Consider the following 20,179-nt stretch of genomic DNA (forward strand, 5'->3'; position numbering starts at 1 on the left):
CGCGCGGGCGTCACCGTCAACGACTTCCTGCAGACCAGTACGCCGCACATCTACGCCGCCGGCGACATCGCGTCCCGCTTCAAGTTCACCCATGCGGCCGACGCCCTGGCCCGCATCGTGATTCAGAATGCGCTGTTCTTCGGCCGCAAGCGTGCCAGCGCGCTGACGATGCCGTGGTGTACGTACACGGACCCGGAGGTCGCCCACGTCGGGATGACCCCGAAGGATGCCGAGGACCGTGGCGTGGCCATCGACACCTACCGTATCGAACAGGCCAAGGGGGACCGCGCGCTGCTCGATGGCGAGACCGAGGGCTTCCTGAAGGTTCACACGGTGAAGGGCAAGGACACCATCCTGGGGGCGACGCTCGTGGCGAGACATGCCGGCGAGATGATCTCGGAGATCACGGTCGCGATGCAGGCCGGAGCGGGGCTCGGCACGCTGGGGGCCACCATTCACCCGTACCCGACCCAGGCCGAGATCTTCAAGCGCGCCGGCGACGCCTACAGCCGCACGCGCCTGACCCCGCGCGTCAAGACACTCTTCGAGACGCTCCTCCGCTGGCGGCGCTGATGACCACGACCACGAGGCCCACGTGCCGATGCGGACACTGACCGTGGTGCGCGGCCTGTCACTGGCTGGCATCGCCATCGCGGCGATCCTGCTGCTGCGCGTGCTGCCGCTCGACCGCCTGATCGGCATCGCGCAGGTGTGGATTGATGGTCTCGGCGCGATCGGTCCGGTGGCCCTCGGCGTGATCTATGTCATTGCGGCGCTGCTCTTCGTGCCGGGCTCGCTGCTGACCCTTGCCGCCGGGGCCATCTACGGGCTCGTCCTGGGCACGGTCATCGTCTCGATCGCGGCGACGACCTCGGCCGCGCTCGCGTTCCTGATTGCGCGGTACGCGGCGCGCGATCGTGTGCGCCGTCTGGTCGCCCAGTCGCCCAGACTGGCGGCCGTCGATCGCGCCATCGGCGCCGAAGGCTGGAAGATTGTCGCGCTGCTGCGCCTGTCGCCGGCGGTGCCCTTCAACCTGCAGAACTACCTCTACGGGGTCACGGCCGTGCGCTTCTGGCCGGCGGTGGGGGCGAGCTGGCTCGCGATGCTGCCCGGCACCTTCATGTTCGTCTACCTCGGCTCCATCGGCCGGACGGCAGCGGCCGGTGCCGCCACGACGCCCATCGAGTGGGCACTGCGGGCGATCGGGCTGGCGGCAACGGTCGCCGTCACCGTCTACGTGGCACGTCTGGCCCGACGCGCCATCGCGGAGCGCACGTCGATCGAGGATGACGCCGGAGACGATGCAGGGCGTGCCGCCAGCGCCGGTGATCCGCAGGGGGCTGGTCCGGTGCGCACGCTCGTGCTGGCCGCATGCGCTGCGAGCCTGCTGGCCCTCGCCATCTGGGCCATGGTCCACGAGCGCGAGGTTCGTGGCACCGTGGAACGCCTGCTCGGACTTCCCCCCACGGCGACCGCGGCTCCACCGTGACGGCGATGACCGTCAGTCGAGCGGGCGGAGGTCCTGCAGCATCGTCGGCACCAGTTCGCTGATCGTCGGGTGGATGTGGACGGCCCTCGAGATCGTCGTGAACGGGGCGCGCGCGTACATCACGTCCAGTACCGAGTGGACGATCTCGTCGCCGCCGACGCCGACGACCACCGCACCGAGCATCAGCTTCGTCTCGGCGTCGACGAGGGCACGCATGAACCCCTGCGTCTCGCTCATCTCGCGGGCCCGTCCCACCTTCGTCATCGGTCGATACCCCACGAGCACACGGCGGCCGGAGGCCCTCGCCTCCCGGGTCGTCATGCCGACACGTCCCACCGGGGGATCGGTGAAGAGGGCGTAGCAGGGAATGCGATCGCTCAACCGGCGTGGGTCGTCGTCGAGCAGATTCGCCGCGACCACCTCGAAGTCGTTGTAGGCGGTGTGCGTGAAGGCGCCACGGCCGTTGCACTCGCCGATCGCCCACACGCCGGCGACGTTGGTGCGGCACTGCTCGTCGACGGTGATGTGCCCGCGCGCGTCGGTCGCGATGCCCGCCGCCGCGAGCCCGAGGTCGTCGGTGTTGGGACGACGACCGACGGCCAGCAGCACGTGCGAGCCCTCGACCATGGGAGCCCCCTGCGTACAGTCCACCTCGACCCCGACACCTGATGCCATGCGCTGCAGTCCGATGCAGGTCGCGTCCAGCCGGACGTCGACCCCTTCGGCGACGAGGATACCCTGCAGGGTGGACGATACGTCGTCGTCCTCGCGGGCAATGAGGCGGGCCCCGCGCTCCACCACGGTGACCTGGCTGCCGAATCGGCGAAAGATCTGCGCGAACTCGAGCCCGATGTAGCTGCCGCCGATCACGACGAGGTGCTCGGGCACGGCGGCCAGCGCGAGGATGCCGCTGTTGGTGAGCACCGGCACGTCGCCGATGCCGGGCAGGTCAGGAACGACGGCCCGCCCCCCGACGTTGATGAAGATGTGGTCGGCTTCCAGTCGTGTGCCGTCGACCTCGACCGTGTGGCTGCCCGTGAACCGGCCGTGTCCCTCGAGCACGGTCACGTTCGGCGTGTCCTTCATCCAGCCCTCCACACCCTCGCGTGACTCGCGGACGACGGCCTCCATGCGTGCCTTGATGCGCGCGAAGTCGGCACGCACCTCGCCCCCGGTGGTGAAGCCGAACTCGTCGCCGCGCCGGGCCATGTGGATCGCTCGCGCACTGGCGACCAGCGTCTTGGTGGGGATGCAGCCCGTGTTGACGCACGTGCCGCCGAAGCGGCTGCGCTCGACCACGGCCGTGCGGCGTCCGGCCCCGGCCAGCCGTGCGGCCAGCGCGGGACCGGCCTGCCCGGTCCCGATCACGATGGCGTCGTAGTGTGTCGTCTTCATCTGGCGAGAGACTAACGCACCTGCGGGGCGCGCGTACCGCTCGTGTGCGGGGACTGCACTGGCGGAGACGATGGCGCTGCGACGGCGTCGCGCTGTTGGCAGACGCGTTGCATCGCTTCTCCCTGCTCGAGCAGGCGCTCCTGCGACCAGACGCCCGTGCCGACACGACGACCAGCCACGCGCGATCGCGCAACCCTTCCGGTCAGCGGCACGGCCCTGCTGCTGATCGACGTCATCAACGACCTCGACTTCGACGGGGCCGACGGACTCATCGCCGCCGCCGAGCCGATGGCCGCCCGCCTCGCGGCGCTCAAGCGTCGCGCGACGCGGCAGGGCATCCCGTCGATCTACGTCAACGACAACTTCGGGCAGTGGCGGTCGGACTTCAGGCAGATTGTTGCGCACTGCACGTCGGCCCGATCGCCCGGACGCCGCGTGTCGCAGGCACTCGTGCCGACGGCACCCGACTACTTCGTGCTGAAGCCGAAGCACTCCGGGTTCTTCGATACCACGCTGGACTCGATGCTGAAGGACCTGCGCATCAGGCGGGTGGTGCTGACGGGTGTGGCGGGCAACATCTGCGTGCTGTTCACGGCCAACGACGCCTACATGCGCGGCCTGCAGGTCTACGTGCCCTCCGATTGCATCGCGTCGAACACGCCGGAGGACAACGACCACGCCCTGCGCCAGATCTGCACGGTGCTCAAGGGCGTCACGGTGCCGTCGCCGGCGCTGACGTTTCGCGCGGCGCGCCGAGCGGCCCGGCGGCAAGGGACGCGTCGGCGCGCACGCGTGGCTGAGCATCCCGGTCGACTCAGACGGAGGTTGGGCGCACGTAGCGTCCGCGCAGCGTCTTCTGCAGGAACCCGGTCTGCACCAGGCTGTCGAGGTGCTGCGCGCACACGTCCGCGTCGAGCCCGAAGAGACGGGCCGCCTGGGGCACGGTCAGGGACAGGCCCGGCATCTCGAGATACTGCTCGGCGATGTGGTCGACAGGCTGATGGCGGCCGGAACGCACCGGTGTGCTCATCGTCTTCATGCCCCGACCTCTAGCAAACGGAATGCCTGGTGGACCGCCCTATCGGGCCGCAGGGATGAGCCACCGTCGGCCGCCGGTTTGCAGAGACAACAGACATGGGTCACCATCCGCGACCTCGGCGATGACGAGTGGGGCTATCAAGATCGCCCGGACCTGCGTCCGCGTCGGCTGTCACCCTCGACTACACCTGACCGACGACCATCCATCAGCGAATGACGCGGGGAACCGACAATCTCTGGCGGAGGCCCAGGGCCCAATCCCCAAGGCACAATCCCGAAGACCGGCCCGGCTGACGCGCGCCGACGCGCGGCTATACTGGCGCCTCACCTGCGTTTTCACGGGTCGAGGGAGTGCCATGCGCGTCGGACACGTCAGTGCCCTGCGTCGTGCGTCACGCTGGATGCTCGCGTGTCTGCCGACGCCATTGCCCATCACCGCTGTCGGCATCGCCCTGCTGACGGTCGCCGGCCCGGTTGCCGCACAGGTGCAGACGGAGGTGCCGGCGCCGGTCGCCGGAGCCAGGGCGGTGGTCGTCGAGCGCATCACGGTGCGCGGTGCGTCCCTCGAGGGCAACCTCGAGGGCAACGACCCCACCCGCGCCGTGCTCGTCTTCCTGCCACCGAGCTACGCCACCGAGACGCGGCGACGGTATCCGGTCGTGTACGCGCTGCACGGCTATTCGATTGGCGCTGAGCAGTGGGGCCGCGAGATCCACGTGCCGCAGACGATCGCAGGTGCCTTCGCCCAGGGCACGGCGGAGATGATCGTCGTCCTGCCGGACTCGAAGACCCGGCATGGCGGATCGATGTACTCGAGCGGGCCGACGGTGGGCGACTTCGAACGCTTCGTCGCCGATGACCTCGTCGCCTCCATCGACGCGCATTACCGGACGCGGCCCGATCGCAGGAGCCGGGGGCTCGTCGGGCACTCGATGGGCGGCTACGGCGCCACGCGCATCGGCATGAAGCACGCCGACGTGTTCGGCAGCCTCTACATCATGAGTCCCTGCTGCCTGTCACCGCGTGGGCCGGGCCAGCCGAACAGCGACCTCGAGAAGACGCTCGCCAGCGCGACGCGGCCCGAGGATCTGGCGGCGCTGCCCTTCGGCGCCCGCGCCCAGCTCGCGGCCTCGGCCGCCTGGGCCGCCAACCCGAAGGCGCCGCCGTTCTATCTCGACCTGCCGACCAGGGACGGCACGCCGCGCGCCGACGTGCTGGCCAGGTTCGCGGCCAACGCCCCACTCGCCTTCGTCGACCAGTGGATCGGGCCCCTGCGGCGCTATCGGGGCATCGCCATCGACGTCGGTGACCAGGACGGCCTCGGCGCCGACGCCCGCGCCCTGCACGAGGCCCTCGACCGCTACGGCATCACCAACACGTTCGAGGTCTACCCCGGCACCCACACCAGCCGGATCGCCGTTCGGTTCCAGCAACACGTGTTGCCGTTCTTCCACCGCACGCTGTGTGCGGACGACGCGTGCCGGTGACCCGAGCGCACGGGGCGGCCACCGGCAGCGCGGGTCCCGGCTTGGCTATACTGGCGGCTCATCAATCCGTTCGGGAGTGAGGGGGGCCATGCGGGTCAGACACATGAGTGTGCTGCTGCTGTCGTGCATCGCGCTGGCGTCGTGCGCGTCGCACACGTCACGCACGGTCTCGACACCATCGGGGTTGTCGTACCGGATCGTGGCCCGCGGCAGCGGACCGTCGGCCAAGCCGGGCGACTACGTCACGATCGATGAAACGACGGCGTTCGCCGATGGGCGCGTGCACTTCACCACGAAGGGTCGACAGCCCATCCGCTTCCTGCTCGGTGGCCGTCAGGTCATCGACGGGCTGGACGAGGGCGTCACCTGCATGAAGGTGGGCGAACGACGGACGATGGTGGTGCCGCCGCACCTGAGTCGCCGCTCCTCCTATCCCCCTGACCTCGATCCCCGGGCCGTCCTGTTCTACGACGTCTCGGTGGTCGCCATCGACCGCGCCCCCAGGTCCTGATCACAGAGAGAACTCGATGATGCTGCAGCTCTCGCAACGCATTCGCCGTCGGCTCGCCACGGCCGTCGTCACCGTGGGTGCCCTCACCGGAGTCGTGGTCGTCAGCGCGGCGCCCCAGGCGCCGGCCGGAACTGCCATCACCATGCACGTGGACACCAGCAAGAGCGGCGCGAAGATCGACCGCCATCTGTTCGGGCAGTTCGCCGAGCATCTGGGCAAGGGCATCTACGAGGGCGTGTGGGTCGGTCCCGACTCCCGCATTCCCAACACCCGCGGCATCCGCAACGACGTCGTCGCGGCGCTGCGGGCGATCAAGGTGCCGAACGTCCGCTGGCCGGGTGGCTGCTTCGCGGACGAGTACCACTGGCGCAAGGGCATCGGCCCCGCCAACGCACGGCCGGTCACGCTCAATCCGAACTGGGGCGGCGTCACCGAGCCGAACACGTTCGGCACGCACGAGTTCCTCGACTTCGCGCAGCAGATCGGCGCCGAGGCCTACCTCTCGATCAACCTCGGATCGGGGACGCCAGCCGAGGCCGCGGACTGGCTCGAGTACCTCACTACCGACCAGCCGACGGCGCTGGCGAAGGAGCGGGCCGCCAACGGGCATGCCGCGCCGTACAAGATCGCCTTCCTCGGCATCGGCAACGAGAACTGGGACTGCGGCGGCAACATGTCCCCCGAGTACTACCTGAGCCAGTTGCGCGTCTACAGCCGCTTCGTCCGCAACTTCAACCCGGCGCAGCAGACCACCGACCGGATGCTGAAGATCGCGGTCGGACCCGGCGGCGGCGAGCCGCGGTTCGCCGAGTGGACCGAGACAATCATGAAGTCGTGGAAGGGCCGGCAGTGGAGCTGGGACCACATGGATGGCCTCTCGCTGCACAACTACACGGTGGTGCGCTTCCCGGCGTCGTACAAGTCGGTCGGCTTCGGCGAGAAGGAGTACGCCGAGATCCTGCAGGCCACGCTGGAGATGGATCGCCTCGTGAAGCAGCACGGCGCCATCATGGACAAGTACGACCCCGAGAAGAAGGTCGCGCTGGCCGTCGACGAGTGGGGCGCGTGGTACGCGCAGTTGCCCGACACCCAGCCCGGCTTCCTCGCCCAGCAGAACAGCATCCGCGACGCCCTCATCGTCGCGCTGAACATCAACATCTTCGCCAAGCACGCCGATCGTGTGCGGATGGCCAACATCGCCCAGATGGTCAACGTGCTGCAGGCGATGGCCCTGACCGATGGGCCGAAGATGGTGCTGACGCCGACCTACCACGCCTTCCGCATGTACGTGCCCTTCCAGGAGGCGACGTTCGTGCCGGTGACCTTCGACGCCGGCCGCTACACGCACGGGAGCATCTCGCTGCCGCGCGTCGATGCCATCGGGGCCCGTGATGCGTCCGGCACCCTGTGGCTCTCGTTCACGAACCTCGATCCGAACGCGCCGGCGGAGATCGCCACGACGATCGCCGGCCTGACGCCGCGGACGGCCTCGGGCGAGACGCTGACGGCGCCGGCCGTCGACAGCGTCAACACCTTCGAGGCTCCCAACACCGTCGTGCCGAAGCCGGCGACCGTCTCGCTGGCGGGCAATCGTCTGTCGCTGACGCTGGCGCCGAAGTCGGTGACGGTGATCGCCGTGCGGCCGTGACGTCAGGCACACGCCTGCCTCGCGGCCGGAGGCGCTAACGGGCGCGACTGCTCGCGAAGCCGATCCGCTGGGGACGCTCGCCGACCATGCCGCCGTGACCGGACCGCCACGCATGGCTGCCATCCTGCAGGGCCCACAACGCCGCCAGATCCTCGGCACGCTGGGCACCGCGCAGGGTGGCCGACGAGAACAGCTCTTCCGGCCCCGCATCAGGCGTCAGGTGAACGACCACGATGCGCGCAGCGCCGCGGCTGCCGGGGGAGTGCCGGTACTGCACCACGAAGTCGCCAGGGGCGGGCATCGACTGCGTCATGGCTCGCAGCGTGCGCCTGCGGGATGACGAACGCGAGACGCGTCGGCGACGAACATCGGGCACGGCCACCGCTGACGAATTTACCGGGCCTACACGCCGCCATCGCCGGGTCGACATGCGTGTGGGCGAGAGTCGCCCTACATGGTGCTGGACTCTCGCGTCCATCCTCCCGCCTCTGCCCGCCGGCCCGCCATCAGCGTCATCATCTGTGCATGGAACGAACAGGACACGCTGGCAGACTGCCTGCGCTCCGTGCTCGCCCAGGCCCGCGCCCCTGACGAGATCATCGTTGTCGACAACGCCAGTACCGACCGCACGGGCGACGTCGCCAGACGCTTCGCCGGCGTCCGCGTCATCGAGGAGTCACGCAAGGGGCTGACCCGGGCGCGCGACGCCGGTCATCGCGCCAGCACCGGCGACATCCTCGCCTGCCTCGACGCCGATTGCCGGGCGCCGGCCGGCTGGCTGGCCGGCATCGAGCGCCAGTTGGCCGATCCGCGCGTGGTGGCCGTCACCGGCCCTTTCCGCTTCTACGACTGGACACGGACGGGATGCCTCGTGCTGCGGGCGTACGACGCCGTCATCGAGTTCCACGGCGAGGACGCCAACCTCGGTCGCCGTCTTCATCGCGTCGGCCGGGTCGTGCTGTCGCGTCGCTGCGTCATGTTCACCTCGGCGCGACGCTACACCGCCATGGGCACGCTGGCGGTCCTGCGCCTGTACGCGCGCAACTTCTGTCATGAAGTCCTGTGGCACCAACCGGCAGACACCGAGCACCTCGACGTGAGGACGTAGCCCATGCCAGGATTCGACCCCTTCCTGTTGTAAGACTTCCACATCCATACCCGCTGGAGCGATGGCACCCTGACCATCCGTGAGGTGTGCGACCTCTACGGACAGACGGGGCACGTCGACGTCATCGCCATCACCGACCACATCCTGATGGAGAAGGACTGGCTGGCGCGGGCGGGGCGCGTGGCGGCGCTCGGGCGGCGCCGCTTCTCCGTCGGGCCCGACGACTTCCGCGCCTACCGAGACGAGATCGCGCACGAGGCCCAGCGTGCCCTCGCTCGCTACGGGTTGCTCGTGCTGCCCGGCGCCGAGGTCACGCAGAACCATCTCAGGGCGGCGCGCAACAGCCACATCATCGGACTCGGCCTGACCGACTGGATCAGCGCCGACCAGAGTGCGGAAGCCATCCTCACCGAGATTCGCCGGCAGGGTGCCCTGAGCATCGCGTGTCATCCATTCCACCGGACTACGCGCCGCCTCGAAATCAGCACGTGCTACCTGTGGGATCACCGGCATGAACTGGCGCACCTGATCGATGCGTGGGAAGCGGGCAACCGCGACGACCTCTTCTCGGTGACCAGCGCCGCACCCTATCCGTACGTGGCCAACAGCGACTTCCACCGTCCGCGCCATCTCTACTCATGGAAGACACTGCTGCGCGCGCCGCGCACGTGGGAAGGCATCCAGCTGGCCCTGCGCCAGAACGTCAACGTCGGGGTGGTCATGTACCGACCCGACACGAGACAGGTCACCAGCCAGACCGTGGCGGCCTGCGCGTCCTGGCAGGAGCCTGGCGCCGGGCTTGCCGCGGCGGGCTGAGCAGCCGTGGCGACCGTCAGGACGAACGCGACACCTGATACGTCGTCGATTGGGCGTACGCCGCGCCGGCGAACAGCAGGGCCACCAGCGCGACGAGCAGGAGTCCGCCGGCCAGGTGCGTGAAGAAGTCGAGGAACTCGTCGCGCTGCGGGAGCAGGGCTCTCGACACCATGATGGCGGCGTAGCCAAGGTAGCCGACGGCATCGGCGAGGTACATCAGGTAGCCGATGTTGCCGCGCTCGCGGGTCAGTGCGATGAGTCGCTCGAACAGCGTGGTGTGCACCGCGACATAGGGCACGTACATGCCCACGCCCAGCAGCACCATGAACGTGAAGGGCGGCAAGAGGCCCAGGCGTTGTCCGACCAGCGCGCCGAGGGCGAGGCCCAGGCCGGCGACCGAAAGGCCGAGGCCGCCGATGAAGGCACGTCGGTTGTCGCGCACGAGCACGAGGGACCCGTTGACGGCCACCACCGCCAGAGTCACCCAGAGTTCCGACACAGTGAAGAGCGCCGGCTGCCCCGCCAGACCCAGACCAGCCCAGATCTCCGGCGCGAAGTCGGCACGCAGGCTGCGCAACATGGTGATCTGGAGGTAGGCGAGCACGATGCCCACCAGGCCGGCGCCCAGCGCGTGCCGCATGACGAGTCGCTGCGCCGCGCTCATCGGCTGGCGTGGGGCACGTTCCGCCTCGTCCCGGACGGACGGCGCAGGAATGCGCGTCAGCATCCAGACGAACCCCACCAGCGGCACCGAGAAGATCAGCCCGGCCACCCCGGGCATCCAGGGCTCGGAGATCCCCCGCGCCAGCACCATCGCTCCGACCGACTTGGCCGCGCCGTCGGCGAGGATGAAGCTCGCACACAGGCCAGCCACGAACACCTCGGTCTGGCAGCGCCCTTCGACGAACCCCAGCACCAGTCCGAACACCAGGCCGAGGGCCAGGCCGTTGACGAACATCCAGACGGCATGGAACGGCGCCGGCGTCACCGCGAAGAGCAGCAAGGCCAGCTCGGCGACGGCGACGGTCCCGAGCAGCGAGACGGCCCGATGCGTCGCCTGCATCTCGGCGATGACCTTGATGCCGATGACCTTGGACAGCATGTAGCCGACGACCTGCGCCGTGACCAGCCACGCCTTGGCATCGGCACCGCCGTACGTCCCCACCGTGAACGGTTTGCGAAAGCCGTACATGGCCGCATAGGTGCCGAACGCGGCCACCACGCACCAGGTGCCGAAGAACCAGCGGCGTGTCATCCACCGCCGCAGGGTCGCGTCGTCCATCAGGCCCCCGGTCGCACGAAGGTCCGCAGCAGTGGCAGGAAGTCGTCCAGGTCCGGCGTGCGCATCCCTGGCACCTTGCCCATGTCGTCGTAGCGACGGACGCGGAGGGCCAGGGCGACGTGAGGCTCCAGCTCGAACGCACGTGCCTCGTCGTCCGACATGGGGCCCCCCTGCAGATCCAGACTGATGCGCGAGGCCTCGGACAGGCTGGCGTGGTAGTCGGGCTCCCGCAGGCACAGGTAGCGCTTCGCGGCGACGTGAAGGCGCGCTGCGTCGGCAATCTCCTCGACGAAGAGGTCCTTCAGCAGGGCGTGGCCGATCGCTTCGTGTCTGGCGTCGACGCCCTCGTCGGCGATCTGCTCGCCCAGCGAGTGACACAGGTGCCCGTAGTCGTGCAGCAGCGCCGCAGCCACGACCAGCGAGGACTCGCCGGCCTGATGGGCGAACGTGGCGCACTGGAGCGCATGCTGCAACTCCGTGACCGCCTCGCCATAGTGGCGATGGCCATGGTTGCGATACGTGGTCACGACGTCGTCGAAGGTGTGAGGCACCTCGACGTTGTAGTGCGCAGCCATGACGACCGCGCCGCGATCGCGTGACGTCAGGACGACGTGCGGACGGCCACTCGCGCCCACTGGCGCGTCGCCGCCAGCGCGAAGGCCTCGTCGATCCGATCGAGCGGCAGCGGGGGGCCGACGATCGAGGGCCACGGCAGCGACGACCCGCGCAGGAAGGCGACGGCGGCGTCGAGGTGTCGCGCCGCGTAGTTGTGCACGCCGCGCATGGTCACGCAGCCGCGCACCAGCACCTCGCCCGTGACGGGCAGCGGGGCTTGCGCATGCACCGACCCCACCAGCGTGCACATGCCGCCTGGACGCAGCAGCCCCAGGCTCGCACCGATGGCCACCGGATCCCCGGTCGCGTCGACCACGACGTCGACCGACTGCGGGTGCAGATCCGCAGGATCGACGGCGACACCGCCGAAGTCGGCAATGCGGGCCCGACGCCGGAGATCGCTCTCGGCCACCAGAACGCGGGGCACGCCAGACGCGCGCAGCAGGGCACAGCCGTGCAGACCGAGCAGCCCGGCGCCGATCACCAGCGCCACCCGGCAGGACGTCGGTCGCTGCTCGACGGCATGGACCATCGTGGCCAGCGAACAGTTGGCCGAGGCCGCGACGACGTCGGGGATCTCGGGCGGGATCTCGACGAGATGCGTGCCGCGGCGCAGCACGAGGTGCGTCGCATAGGTCCCCGTCAGTCCCTGCGACTCGGACACGAGGGCGTGGCCGTACTTGAACACGCTGGCGCACTTCTGTGGCAGGTCCCACTCGCGGCAGGCCGCGCAGGCACCGCAGCTGTCGGTCGAGGCCCACGTGATACGTCGGTGCAGCCAGGCATCGCGGCCCGGGCCAGTGGCCACCACACGTCCCACCGCCTCGTGGCCGAGCACGGACGGCGCCGGCTCGGCACGGCGCCCGGCGTGGGTGTGCAGATCGGATCCGCAGATCGTCGTCGCGGAGATCTGCACGAGCACGGCGCCAGGGTCCAGTTGCGCCGGCAAGGGACGCTCCTCCAGCCGGAAAGGCCGACCAGCGCCGTCGAAGATCGCGATGCGTGCCGTCACGAGGCGCGCGACTCGAGCCACCGCGGCAGGTCGGCCACGCTGTGCAGGACGGCGTGGGCGCCGGCCTCGAGGAGCCGCCGCTCGGCGCTGGCGAGGCGCTCGGTCCGATCGGTGGCCTCGAGCGCGGCAAAGGCCGCGGCGTCCAGCCCGACTTCGTTGCCTGTCGCAGTGATGCCAACGCACAGCATGCCGGCATTGCGGCCCTCGGCCATGTCGGCCGGGGTATCACCGACCTTGACGGCGCGAGACAGGGGGAACACGCCGCACTGCTCGGCGATGCGCAGGCACGCCCACGGCGCCGGGCGCGCCATCGGCACCTGGTCGGCGCAGATCACGAACTCCGGCGATACACCGGCGGCGCGCGCGGTGGGCTCGAGCGCGTCCATCATCGACCGCGTGTAGCCCGTCGTGCTGCCGATGCGCACCCCACGCTCGCGCAGCCAGGTCAGGGTGTCCACCGCACCGGGGATCGGCGACGCGTGCGCTGGCAGATGCGCCGGCAGACGCCTGGCGAAGTCCTCGAAGATCGCGTCGACCAGGGCCTCGTCAGGCTCGCGCTGCAGCCTCGCCCGCACACGGGCCGACACCTCGAGGTCCTCGAGGATCTCGCGCACGTGGTCGCGCTTGTGCGCGCCCATCGGCTTGCGGGCCGTGGTCTCGCGGATCGGGACGCCGACAGCGTCGAAGGCCTCGAGAAAGGCCACGAGCGGCGCGCGGCAGCCGAAGTCGATCAGGGTGCCCGCCCAGTCGAACACCACCAGCGCGGTGGTCATGACCGCCACGATTCCACCGTGCGCGCGGCCAACCCCCAGCTGAGGGTCATCCCGAGGCCGCCCATGGCCGTCACCATCGTCACGCGCGCGCGTGGGTGCAGCACCACCTGGGTTTCCCCTCGCGTGCTCTTGAGGTACACGCCATGCCAGCGCGACGCGACTCGCAAGTCCGGCACGGTTACGAACTCGTCCAGCGCGTCGAGGATCAGCTGTTCGACGCCGCTGTGGCTGTCGGGATCGAAATCCAGCCCGTACTCGTGCGAGTCGCCGAGCGTCAGCGTGTGGTCGTCGTGCTGCGCGGCGATGACGTGGATCCCCCAGTCGGCGTGGTCGGGGAGTTCGCCCGCGAGCCGCGCGCGCAGGCGCGGCGTACTGGGACATGTGGCGAAGGCCGGGTAGTGGCACAGCGTGAGATCACTCACGAACACGGCGCCCAACGCGAAGCCCGCCGGCTGTGGCACCGTACGCATCATCTGCAGCCGGCACCGCTGCACGCCTGCGGCCGCCAGGGCCTCGGGGAACAGCAGGCGCATCTCCTCGCCCGCCGCGATGACGAGGCGGTCGAAGGCGATGCATCGCCCGTCGCTCGTCTCGACGGCCTCGTCGTGCACCTTCACGACGGGCGTGCCGAAATGGAGGACGATGCCGAGAGATCTGGCGTAGTCGGCCAGGGCGGCGAGGGTCGACGGTGGATGCACGACGGCCTCGGCGGGGCTGTAGACCGCCCCCTGGAGTCCATCAGGCCTGGCCGCGGGGAATCGGTGGTGCACCGCGGACGCGTCGAGCAGCTCGCAGTCACCGACAGACGACGTGAACTCCTGCAGGACGGCCCACGCTTCGTCGCGATAGGCCAGGCTCAACGAACCCTGCGGGCTGAACCAGAAGCCGGCATCGGTGGCCAGCTGGGCCCAGCGTCGCACGCCGAACAGCGCCTGCTCCCGTTCGGCGCCAGACGCACACCCGATGGGCCACAAGGTGCCGAAGTTGCGCACCGACGCGCCGAGGGCCCGGCCGTCGCGCTCCAGCACGACGACGTCGTGGCCATGCTCGCGGGCGGTGATGGCATGGGCCAGACCGATGATGCCGGCACCGATGATGACGACGGGGGGCTTACCCATGAAGTCGCTTCACGCCCCGCCACGCTAGCCGGGGCATGTGACGGCGCGGTGTCGAAATGGCACGCCTGTGCTCGTCGGCGCCGATGGCATGGGAGATCGACGGACGTCGCTGTCTCGCGGCGGGCGACAATGGCCGGATGAAGACGACAGTCGCCGTCATCGGCGGGGGACTCTCCGGACTCTGTGCCGCACGACGGCTGCACGCGGCAGGCATCGACGTCAGGGTCATCGAAGCGCGCCCGCGGCTCGGCGGACGCATCCTCTCCACCGACGAGCACGGTGCCCCCTCGGACGACGGCTTCGACCTCGGGCCGTCCTGGTGCTGGCCGCGCGTCCAGCCACAGCTCGCGGCGTTGGTGCAGGAACTCGGGCTGGACCTCTTCCCGCAGCACACCCGGGGCGACGTCCTCTTCGAGCGCATGTCGCGTGAGACACCACTGCGGTGTCAGGCCTCCGACCAGGAGCCGCAGTCCATGCGGATCGTCGGCGGCACCAGTGCCCTGACCGCGGCCCTCCTCGCACAGCTCCCCGCCGATCGTGTCCTGCCCGGCACCCATGTCACCCACATGGCGCTCGGCCACTCGGAGGTCGAGCTGACGACGAGCCGTGACGATGGAGCGATGGGCCATCTGCTGGCCGATCAGGTGGTGGCCGCGGTGCCACCGCGGCTGCTCACGCAGCTGGCCTTCTCCCCAGCCGTCGACGAGACCGCAGCGCGACGATGGGCCGAGACGGCGACGTGGATGGCGCCGCACGCCAAGGTCCTCGCCGTGTACGACCGGCCATTCTGGCGTGATGCCGGGCTCTCGGGCACGGCGCAGAGCTTCGTGGGGCCGCTCGGCGAGATCCACGATGCGACGACCGCCTCGGGCAAGGCGGCGCTGTTCGGTTTCGTCAGTGTCGGCGCCGACGCGCGAGCGGCCATCGGAGAGGCGGCCCTCGTGGCCGCCTGCGTGCAGCAGTTCGCACGGCTCTTCGGCCCGGAGGCCCTGCAGCCACGCGCCACCCTCGTGAAGGACTGGAGCACCGACCCCCTGACCGCCGTGGCCAGCGATCGCGTCCCGAGCGGCCATCCGCACCCATCGGCGGCACCGTGGGTGACCGGCGTCTGGCAGGAACGCCTCTCGCTCTGCGCCAGCGAGACCAGCGCGACGGAGCCGGGGTATCTGGCGGGCGCCGTCAGTGCGGCGGAGCGCGCGGCGCTGGAGGTGGCGCACCGCCTGGCGCCCACTCGGTAAGAACGACAGCCTATTGACGACCAATCAAGTCGGATATAGACTCGGCGCGTGCATTTGAGAATGAGTCGCGCTTTCACTTCTGGCCGACTCAACACCCTCCCCCGCTCCCGAGGACGTCGCCCAGTGCTGCCCCCGTCTCGATGTGCCGCTCGCCTGGCCACTCGCCTGGCCGCCCCGATGTGCCCCTGTCTCGTCCTGCTGGCCCTCGCCGGGTCCCCGGCGTACGCCCAGCCCCAGCCACCGGCGGCAGCCACGACGCCAGCCGACAGCCGGCCGGTCCTCGCCGGACGCGTGGTCGACCCCACGGGGGCGGTCATCGCCGCGGCCACCGTGGAGGTCGAGCGCGACGGCCGTCGCGCTCGTCTGCGCACCGACGGCGCGGGACGCTTCCTCTTCGCCGACCAGCCTCCAGGCACGGTCGTCGTCGTCGCCTCGGCGCCCGGCTTCACCGACGATGCGCGCAGCGTGGACCTGCCCTCGGCCGAGGCGGCCACCCTCGTGTTCACCCTGCAGCCCGCCGGCGTGCGAGACGACGTCGTGGTGACGGCCATGCGCGTGGCCACGCCGACCTCGTCGCTGCCCCACACCGTCACGATCGTCGACCGCGCCCGCATCGAGGACCGCATCGCCGCCAGCGACGATCTGGCCAGCCTCCTCGAGCAGACCGTGCCCGGCTTCTCGCCCAGCCTCAAGAAGATGACCGGGCGATCGGAGTCGCTCCGGGGACGCGAACCGCTCTACACCGTCAACGGCGTGTCGCAGGCCACGCCCCTGCGCGACGGCTCGCGCGATGGCCACTCGATCGACATCGACTTCCTCGAACGCGTCGAGGTCGTCCACGGCTCGAACGCGTTGCAGGGCATCGGCGCCACCGGCGGCACGGTGAACATGGTGACCCGCGGCCCCAATGCCGATGGGTCCCTGCTCAACGAAGTCCGTCTGGGCACGAGCATGCACGACAGCTTCGATGGCGACACGTCGGGCAGCAAGCTGTCCTGGCTGCTCGGCAAGCGCGTCGGCACGATCGACGTCGTCGGAGGCATCGCGTTCAACAAGCGGGGCATGTTCCACGATGCGAGTGGCACGCCGGTCGGGCTGTACCCGACGCAGGGCGACATCATGGACTCCACGTCGCGCAGCGTGTACGGCAAGGTCGGCGTCGACCTGGGTCGGCAGCAGCGGATCGAGTTCCTCGTCAACGACTTCCGGCTCGAGCGCGATGGCGACTTCCTGCCCGTGATCGGCCAGCGCAGCACGGGCCGACTCGGGACCTCGGCGCCGGGCGATCCGCGTCCGCTCGTGGGCGATCCCGCCCGCAACCACACGACGATGGCCACGCTGGAGTACCGCCACACGCAGCTGGCCGGCGGCGAGGCCGTGGCACAGGCGTACTGGCAGCAGTCCTCGTTCCTGTTCGAAGGCGGCGCCTTCACGACGTTCGCCCTCACCACGGGCGGCCCGGCCTTCCTCGACCAGAGCGCCATCGAGTCCGACAAGCTGGGGCTGAAGCTGACGTGGACGGTCCCGGGTGCGCGGCTCTTCGGCATCCGCACCACGACGGGCCTCGACGTGACGCAGGACGCCACCTCGCAGATCCTCGCGCGGACCAACCGCGCCTGGGTGCCGGAAGCGCGTCTCAACGAGGTCTCGCCCTTCGTGCAGGCCCAGCGTGCCATCGGCCCGCGGCTCCTGCTGACCGGCGGGGCCCGCTTCGAGTACGCGCGACTCGTGGTGGACGACTACACGACCCTGCCGTCCAACAACGCGGTGCTCGTGCGTGGCGGGGCCCCGAGTTTCACCAACGTGCTGCCCAACGTCGGCGCCGTCCTCACGCTCGGTGCCGGGTGGTCCACGTACACGTCGCTGTCCCAGGGCTTCACGATGCCTGATGCGGGGCGCGTGCTCCGCGACGTCCGCCTCCCCGGGCGCGACATCGACTCGCTGCTCGACCTGCAGCCCATCGTGGTGGACAACCGCGAAGTCGGCGTCGACTACCAGAGCGGCCGCGTCCGCGCTCATCTCGCCTACTACCAGTCGCACTCCGACCTCGGCGCCATCCTGGTGGCAACACCCGAGCAGGTGTTCAACGTGCGACGCCAGCCGACGACGACGTCTGGCGTGGATGCCACGATGGAGGCGACCCTGCACGAGCGCATCACGCTCGGAGGCACCTTTGCCTGGCAGCGCGGCCGCTTCGACTCGGATCTGGATGGCCGCGACGACACCGACCTCGACGGCCTGAACATCGGGCCGAACCGGCTCAATCTCTTCGGCACCGCCAGGCTGTCACGCCACGTCTCCGCGCGGCTGCAGGTGTCCACGCTGGGCGAACGGACCTTCAGCGGCCTGACCGCCTCGCGCGCCCGCTTCGGCGGCTACACGACGGCCGACGCGCTCGTCGGCATCACCACGCGGCTCGGCGTCGTGCGGCTCGGCATCGAGAACCTGCTCGACCGCCAGTACGTGACGTACTTCTCGCAGGTCGATCCGCTGCAGGCCAACGACACCTTCTTCGCCGGCCCCGGACGCACGCTGAGCGTCTCGTTGCAGCGGCGGTTCTGATGCGCGCAGTACTGACCGCCCTGCACCGCTGGGTGGGCCTCGCCCTTGCGCTCGTGTTGCTCGTCGTCGCGCTCAGCGGCGTGCTGCTGCTGGCGAGGGGACCGTACTACCGCTGGCAGCACCCGTCGTTCGGCCAGCCGATCGCGGCGCAGGACCGCGCCGGCTGGCCTGCGGTGCTCGAGGCCATCACGAGACGGTTCGGCGACGAGGTACGCACGATCAAGGTGCCGCAGCCTGGCATGCACGTCTTCCAGGTGTGGCTTGCCGATGGCAGCGAGGCTTTCGTGGACGCCCGCGCCGGTACGCTGCTGGACCGCTGGCATCCCACCGACCGGCTGCCGGCGCTGCTGTTCGATCTGCACGTCCATCTGATGGCTGGCGAACGGGGCGAGCTGATCAACGGCGCGATCGCGCTGCTGACGACCACGTTCCTCGTCGTCGGCGGCGCGCTGATCTGGTGGCCGCGACGCGCGTCGATGCCGCTTCGTGCGGTGTGGCCGCGGTCCTGGGCGCCGGGTGCGCTGCTGCGGTCGCATGCCGCCGTCGGCGTCGTCACGGCAGGACCGCTGCTCGTGTTCCTGCTCACCGGAGCGGGGATGGCGTTCTCGGCGTCGGTCATGCCGGCACTGAGTCGCCTGCTCGACGCCGCGCCCCCGACGGTCGTGCGGGCTCAGGTGGCCAGCGATGGGCGCGGACACGTCCCCTGGGCGGTGGCGCTCGCGCGCTTCGACGAGGCCATGGCCGCACTCGACACGTCTCGGCGTGATGGCGAGGCGCAACTCGTCTTCATCACGCCACCACGGGTCAGCGGCACGGCGATGGTGGCTCGCGTGCGCCTGCCCGGCGAGTGGCACCCGAATGGCCGATCGATTGTGGTGCTGCACCCGCACACGGGGGACGTCCTGCAGACGATGGACGCGCGTCGAGAAGGCGCCGGCACGCGACTGGGCCACGCGCTCTACCCGATCCATGCCGCACGCATCGGCAGCGGGCCCTCCTGGCTGCTCGTGGCGCTGGCGATCCTGGCGGGGCTCGGACTCGCTGTGCTCAGCGGCTCCGGACTCGTCACGTGGGTGCAGCGGCGCGTCCGGCGTCGAGGCACGTCGGCAGACGTGGACGGTCAGGGCCGCGCGCGCAAGCGGTCGATGGCGCTCGCGCGCACCCAGTAGATGTCGCCGCCCTGCGCGGTCCGCCGCGAGAAGAAGAAGTAGGCGCCGTCGGGCGACAGCATCGGGCAGTAGTCGGTCAGCTCGGTGTTGACGACGTCGTCCATCGGGGCGAGTGGCTCCCAGGCGCCGGCGGCGTCACGGTGCGCCACGTACAGATCGAGCGCGCCACGATTGCCGTCGCGTCGCGCCGCCACGATCAGCAGGCGTTCGTCGGGCGAGACGTACGGGTCGACATCGGTCAGGGTCGTATTGACGGAGCGGCCCAGATTGACCGCATCGACGAACGCGCCGTCCCGGTACTGCGCCCGGTAGATGTCCTGGTCGCCGAAGCCCCCGGCGCGGTTGGACGCGAAGTAGAGACTGCCGTCGGCCACGACGATGGGATACAGTTCGCCGCCGTCGGAGTTCACCGGCGCCGGCAGCAGCACCGCAGGGGCCCATGCGCTTCCCTCACGGCGACTCACCCAGATGTTGCCGCCCGCCGCGAACGTCTCGGTGCGCGCCGCGCTGACGAAGTAGAGCCGCTGGCCGTCGCGCGAGATGGCCGGGTCGGAGTGATCCGCGTCGGGCTGTCCCGCGATGAGTCTGAGCCGCTCCTCGGCCGTCCACGCGTCCCCCACGAGACCACGCCGAAACAGCATCGGTACCTTCTCCACCACACGGGTGTAGTAGAGCTCGTCCCCGCCGGGGCCGAAGACGATCCCGAGCTCGCGCGCCTCGGTCGAGACCTGCCCTGGCGCGAACACGACGGGCGTGTCGCCAGGCAGGGTCTGGCCGAGATATGGCAGAAGCGGGCGGTCGTCCTGGGCGCCTGCCGCGCGCGGCACGCCCACATCCCGAGGCATCGGCGCCGCGGCAGCGACGAGGGCCAGCAGCGTGGCGAACGGCGCGAGTCCGGGGGGTGGCCAGGGCATGCGG

Annotated in this window: 18 protein-coding genes and 1 pseudogene; 11 read left to right on the plus strand and 8 right to left on the minus strand. The window is 70.1% G+C overall.

Going from position 1 to position 20,179, the window contains the following annotated elements:
- Window positions 1-573: pseudogene (locus Q0C41_RS04270) on the plus strand (FAD-containing oxidoreductase); the annotation flags it as partial.
- A 28-nt stretch (window positions 574-601) separates the two neighbouring features.
- Window positions 602-1,489 carry a TVP38/TMEM64 family protein gene (locus tag Q0C41_RS04275; RefSeq protein WP_291981247.1) on the plus strand — a complete coding sequence of 296 codons (888 nt, stop codon included), beginning with the start codon at window positions 602-604 and terminating at the stop codon, window positions 1,487-1,489.
- 12 nt (window positions 1,490-1,501) lie between these two features.
- Here Q0C41_RS04275 and Q0C41_RS04280 read toward each other — a convergent pair whose 3' ends face one another.
- Entirely contained in the window at window positions 1,502-2,884 is a 1,383-nt protein-coding gene (locus tag Q0C41_RS04280) for an FAD-containing oxidoreductase (protein ID WP_291981248.1), read from the minus strand.
- Window positions 2,885-3,040: 156 nt separating this feature from the next.
- Here Q0C41_RS04280 and Q0C41_RS04285 point away from each other — a divergent pair, with 156 nt between their 5' ends.
- The 4 genes from Q0C41_RS04285 (at window position 3,041) to Q0C41_RS04300 (ending at window position 7,568) form a co-directional block, all read left to right on the plus strand.
- On the plus strand, window positions 3,041-3,937 hold the full coding sequence (locus Q0C41_RS04285; RefSeq protein ID WP_291981249.1) for an isochorismatase family cysteine hydrolase: 897 nt from the start codon (window positions 3,041-3,043) through the stop codon (window positions 3,935-3,937).
- A 341-nt stretch (window positions 3,938-4,278) separates the two neighbouring features.
- Window positions 4,279-5,409, plus strand: a complete 1,131-nt coding sequence (locus Q0C41_RS04290) for an alpha/beta hydrolase-fold protein (RefSeq protein ID WP_291981250.1) — start codon at window positions 4,279-4,281, stop codon at window positions 5,407-5,409.
- Between the two features lie 88 nt (window positions 5,410-5,497).
- A complete protein-coding gene (locus Q0C41_RS04295; protein ID WP_291981251.1) occupies window positions 5,498-5,920 on the plus strand; it encodes an FKBP-type peptidyl-prolyl cis-trans isomerase in 423 nt (140 codons plus the stop codon).
- 142 nt (window positions 5,921-6,062) lie between these two features.
- Window positions 6,063-7,568 (plus strand): alpha-L-arabinofuranosidase C-terminal domain-containing protein, encoded by a 1,506-nt coding sequence (locus Q0C41_RS04300; protein WP_367079122.1) that lies wholly within the window; start codon window positions 6,063-6,065, stop codon window positions 7,566-7,568.
- 34 nt (window positions 7,569-7,602) lie between these two features.
- Here Q0C41_RS04300 and Q0C41_RS04305 read toward each other — a convergent pair whose 3' ends face one another.
- A complete protein-coding gene (locus Q0C41_RS04305) occupies window positions 7,603-7,881 on the minus strand; it encodes a hypothetical protein (protein ID WP_291981253.1) in 279 nt (92 codons plus the stop codon).
- Window positions 7,882-8,022: 141 nt separating this feature from the next.
- Between Q0C41_RS04305 and Q0C41_RS04310 the strand changes: the two genes are divergently transcribed.
- Together Q0C41_RS04310 and Q0C41_RS04315 are read left to right on the plus strand one after the other, a co-directional pair.
- On the plus strand, window positions 8,023-8,676 hold the full coding sequence (locus Q0C41_RS04310) for a glycosyltransferase (RefSeq protein WP_291981254.1): 654 nt from the start codon (window positions 8,023-8,025) through the stop codon (window positions 8,674-8,676).
- A gap of 84 nt (window positions 8,677-8,760) precedes the next feature.
- Window positions 8,761-9,492, plus strand: coding sequence for a hypothetical protein (locus Q0C41_RS04315; protein WP_291981255.1), 732 nt, complete (start codon window positions 8,761-8,763; stop codon window positions 9,490-9,492).
- 16 nt (window positions 9,493-9,508) lie between these two features.
- Here Q0C41_RS04315 and Q0C41_RS04320 read toward each other — a convergent pair whose 3' ends face one another.
- Genes Q0C41_RS04320 through Q0C41_RS04340 form a run of 5 tightly spaced genes read right to left on the minus strand, consistent with a single transcriptional unit; the run spans window position 9,509 to window position 14,292 of the window.
- Window positions 9,509-10,774, minus strand: a complete 1,266-nt coding sequence (locus Q0C41_RS04320; RefSeq protein WP_291981256.1) for a DUF5690 family protein — start codon at window positions 10,772-10,774, stop codon at window positions 9,509-9,511.
- Complete coding sequence (locus Q0C41_RS04325; protein WP_291981257.1) at window positions 10,774-11,349, minus strand: HD domain-containing protein; 576 nt, start codon at window positions 11,347-11,349, stop codon at window positions 10,774-10,776. Before Q0C41_RS04325 ends, Q0C41_RS04320 begins: the two co-directional genes overlap by 1 nt.
- 26 nt (window positions 11,350-11,375) lie before the next feature.
- Window positions 11,376-12,422: an alcohol dehydrogenase catalytic domain-containing protein gene (locus Q0C41_RS04330; protein ID WP_291981258.1), complete on the minus strand. Its 1,047-nt coding sequence runs from the start codon at window positions 12,420-12,422 to the stop codon at window positions 11,376-11,378.
- Entirely contained in the window at window positions 12,398-13,174 is a 777-nt protein-coding gene (gene phnX / locus Q0C41_RS04335; RefSeq protein WP_291981259.1) for a phosphonoacetaldehyde hydrolase, read from the minus strand. Before phnX ends, Q0C41_RS04330 begins: the two co-directional genes overlap by 25 nt.
- Window positions 13,171-14,292 (minus strand): TIGR03364 family FAD-dependent oxidoreductase, encoded by a 1,122-nt coding sequence (locus Q0C41_RS04340; RefSeq protein ID WP_291981260.1) that lies wholly within the window; start codon window positions 14,290-14,292, stop codon window positions 13,171-13,173. Before Q0C41_RS04340 ends, phnX begins: the two co-directional genes overlap by 4 nt.
- Before the next feature lie 137 nt (window positions 14,293-14,429).
- On the opposite strand from Q0C41_RS04340, the gene Q0C41_RS04345 reads away from it, so the two are divergent.
- The 3 genes from Q0C41_RS04345 (at window position 14,430) to Q0C41_RS04355 (ending at window position 19,261) form a co-directional block, all read left to right on the plus strand.
- Complete coding sequence (locus Q0C41_RS04345) at window positions 14,430-15,530, plus strand: FAD-dependent oxidoreductase (protein ID WP_291981261.1); 1,101 nt, start codon at window positions 14,430-14,432, stop codon at window positions 15,528-15,530.
- 123 nt (window positions 15,531-15,653) lie between these two features.
- Window positions 15,654-18,092 carry a TonB-dependent receptor gene (locus Q0C41_RS04350; protein WP_291981262.1) on the plus strand — a complete coding sequence of 813 codons (2,439 nt, stop codon included), beginning with the start codon at window positions 15,654-15,656 and terminating at the stop codon, window positions 18,090-18,092.
- On the plus strand, window positions 18,092-19,261 hold the full coding sequence (locus tag Q0C41_RS04355; RefSeq protein ID WP_291981263.1) for a PepSY domain-containing protein: 1,170 nt from the start codon (window positions 18,092-18,094) through the stop codon (window positions 19,259-19,261). The genes Q0C41_RS04350 and Q0C41_RS04355 overlap by 1 nt, the downstream gene beginning before the upstream one ends.
- Here Q0C41_RS04355 and Q0C41_RS04360 read toward each other — a convergent pair.
- Window positions 19,213-20,175 carry a hypothetical protein gene (locus Q0C41_RS04360; RefSeq protein ID WP_291981264.1) on the minus strand — a complete coding sequence of 321 codons (963 nt, stop codon included), beginning with the start codon at window positions 20,173-20,175 and terminating at the stop codon, window positions 19,213-19,215. The genes Q0C41_RS04355 and Q0C41_RS04360 overlap by 49 nt on opposite strands.
- Between the last annotated feature and the right edge of the window lie 4 nt (window positions 20,176-20,179).

This window comes from Luteitalea sp., from assembly GCF_022842525.1.
Taxonomy (GTDB): domain Bacteria; phylum Acidobacteriota; class Vicinamibacteria; order Vicinamibacterales; family Vicinamibacteraceae; genus Luteitalea.

Coding starts and splice junctions, on each gene's coding strand:
- Q0C41_RS04355 (WP_291981263.1), top strand. CDS start 18,092: ATGCGCGCAGTACTGACCGCCCTGCACCGCTGGGTGGGCCTCGCCCTT.
- Q0C41_RS04300 (WP_367079122.1), top strand. CDS start 6,063: ATGCACGTGGACACCAGCAAGAGCGGCGCGAAGATCGACCGCCATCTG.
- phnX (WP_291981259.1), bottom strand. CDS start 13,174: ATGACCACCGCGCTGGTGGTGTTCGACTGGGCGGGCACCCTGATCGAC.
- Q0C41_RS04290 (WP_291981250.1), top strand. CDS start 4,279: ATGCGCGTCGGACACGTCAGTGCCCTGCGTCGTGCGTCACGCTGGATG.
- Q0C41_RS04295 (WP_291981251.1), top strand. CDS start 5,498: ATGCGGGTCAGACACATGAGTGTGCTGCTGCTGTCGTGCATCGCGCTG.
- Q0C41_RS04275 (WP_291981247.1), top strand. CDS start 602: ATGCGGACACTGACCGTGGTGCGCGGCCTGTCACTGGCTGGCATCGCC.
- Q0C41_RS04320 (WP_291981256.1), bottom strand. CDS start 10,774: ATGGACGACGCGACCCTGCGGCGGTGGATGACACGCCGCTGGTTCTTC.
- Q0C41_RS04340 (WP_291981260.1), bottom strand. CDS start 14,292: ATGGGTAAGCCCCCCGTCGTCATCATCGGTGCCGGCATCATCGGTCTG.
- Q0C41_RS04360 (WP_291981264.1), bottom strand. CDS start 20,175: ATGCCCTGGCCACCCCCCGGACTCGCGCCGTTCGCCACGCTGCTGGCC.
- Q0C41_RS04280 (WP_291981248.1), bottom strand. CDS start 2,884: ATGAAGACGACACACTACGACGCCATCGTGATCGGGACCGGGCAGGCC.
- Q0C41_RS04345 (WP_291981261.1), top strand. CDS start 14,430: ATGAAGACGACAGTCGCCGTCATCGGCGGGGGACTCTCCGGACTCTGT.
- Q0C41_RS04310 (WP_291981254.1), top strand. CDS start 8,023: ATGGTGCTGGACTCTCGCGTCCATCCTCCCGCCTCTGCCCGCCGGCCC.
- Q0C41_RS04325 (WP_291981257.1), bottom strand. CDS start 11,349: ATGGCTGCGCACTACAACGTCGAGGTGCCTCACACCTTCGACGACGTC.
- Q0C41_RS04305 (WP_291981253.1), bottom strand. CDS start 7,881: ATGACGCAGTCGATGCCCGCCCCTGGCGACTTCGTGGTGCAGTACCGG.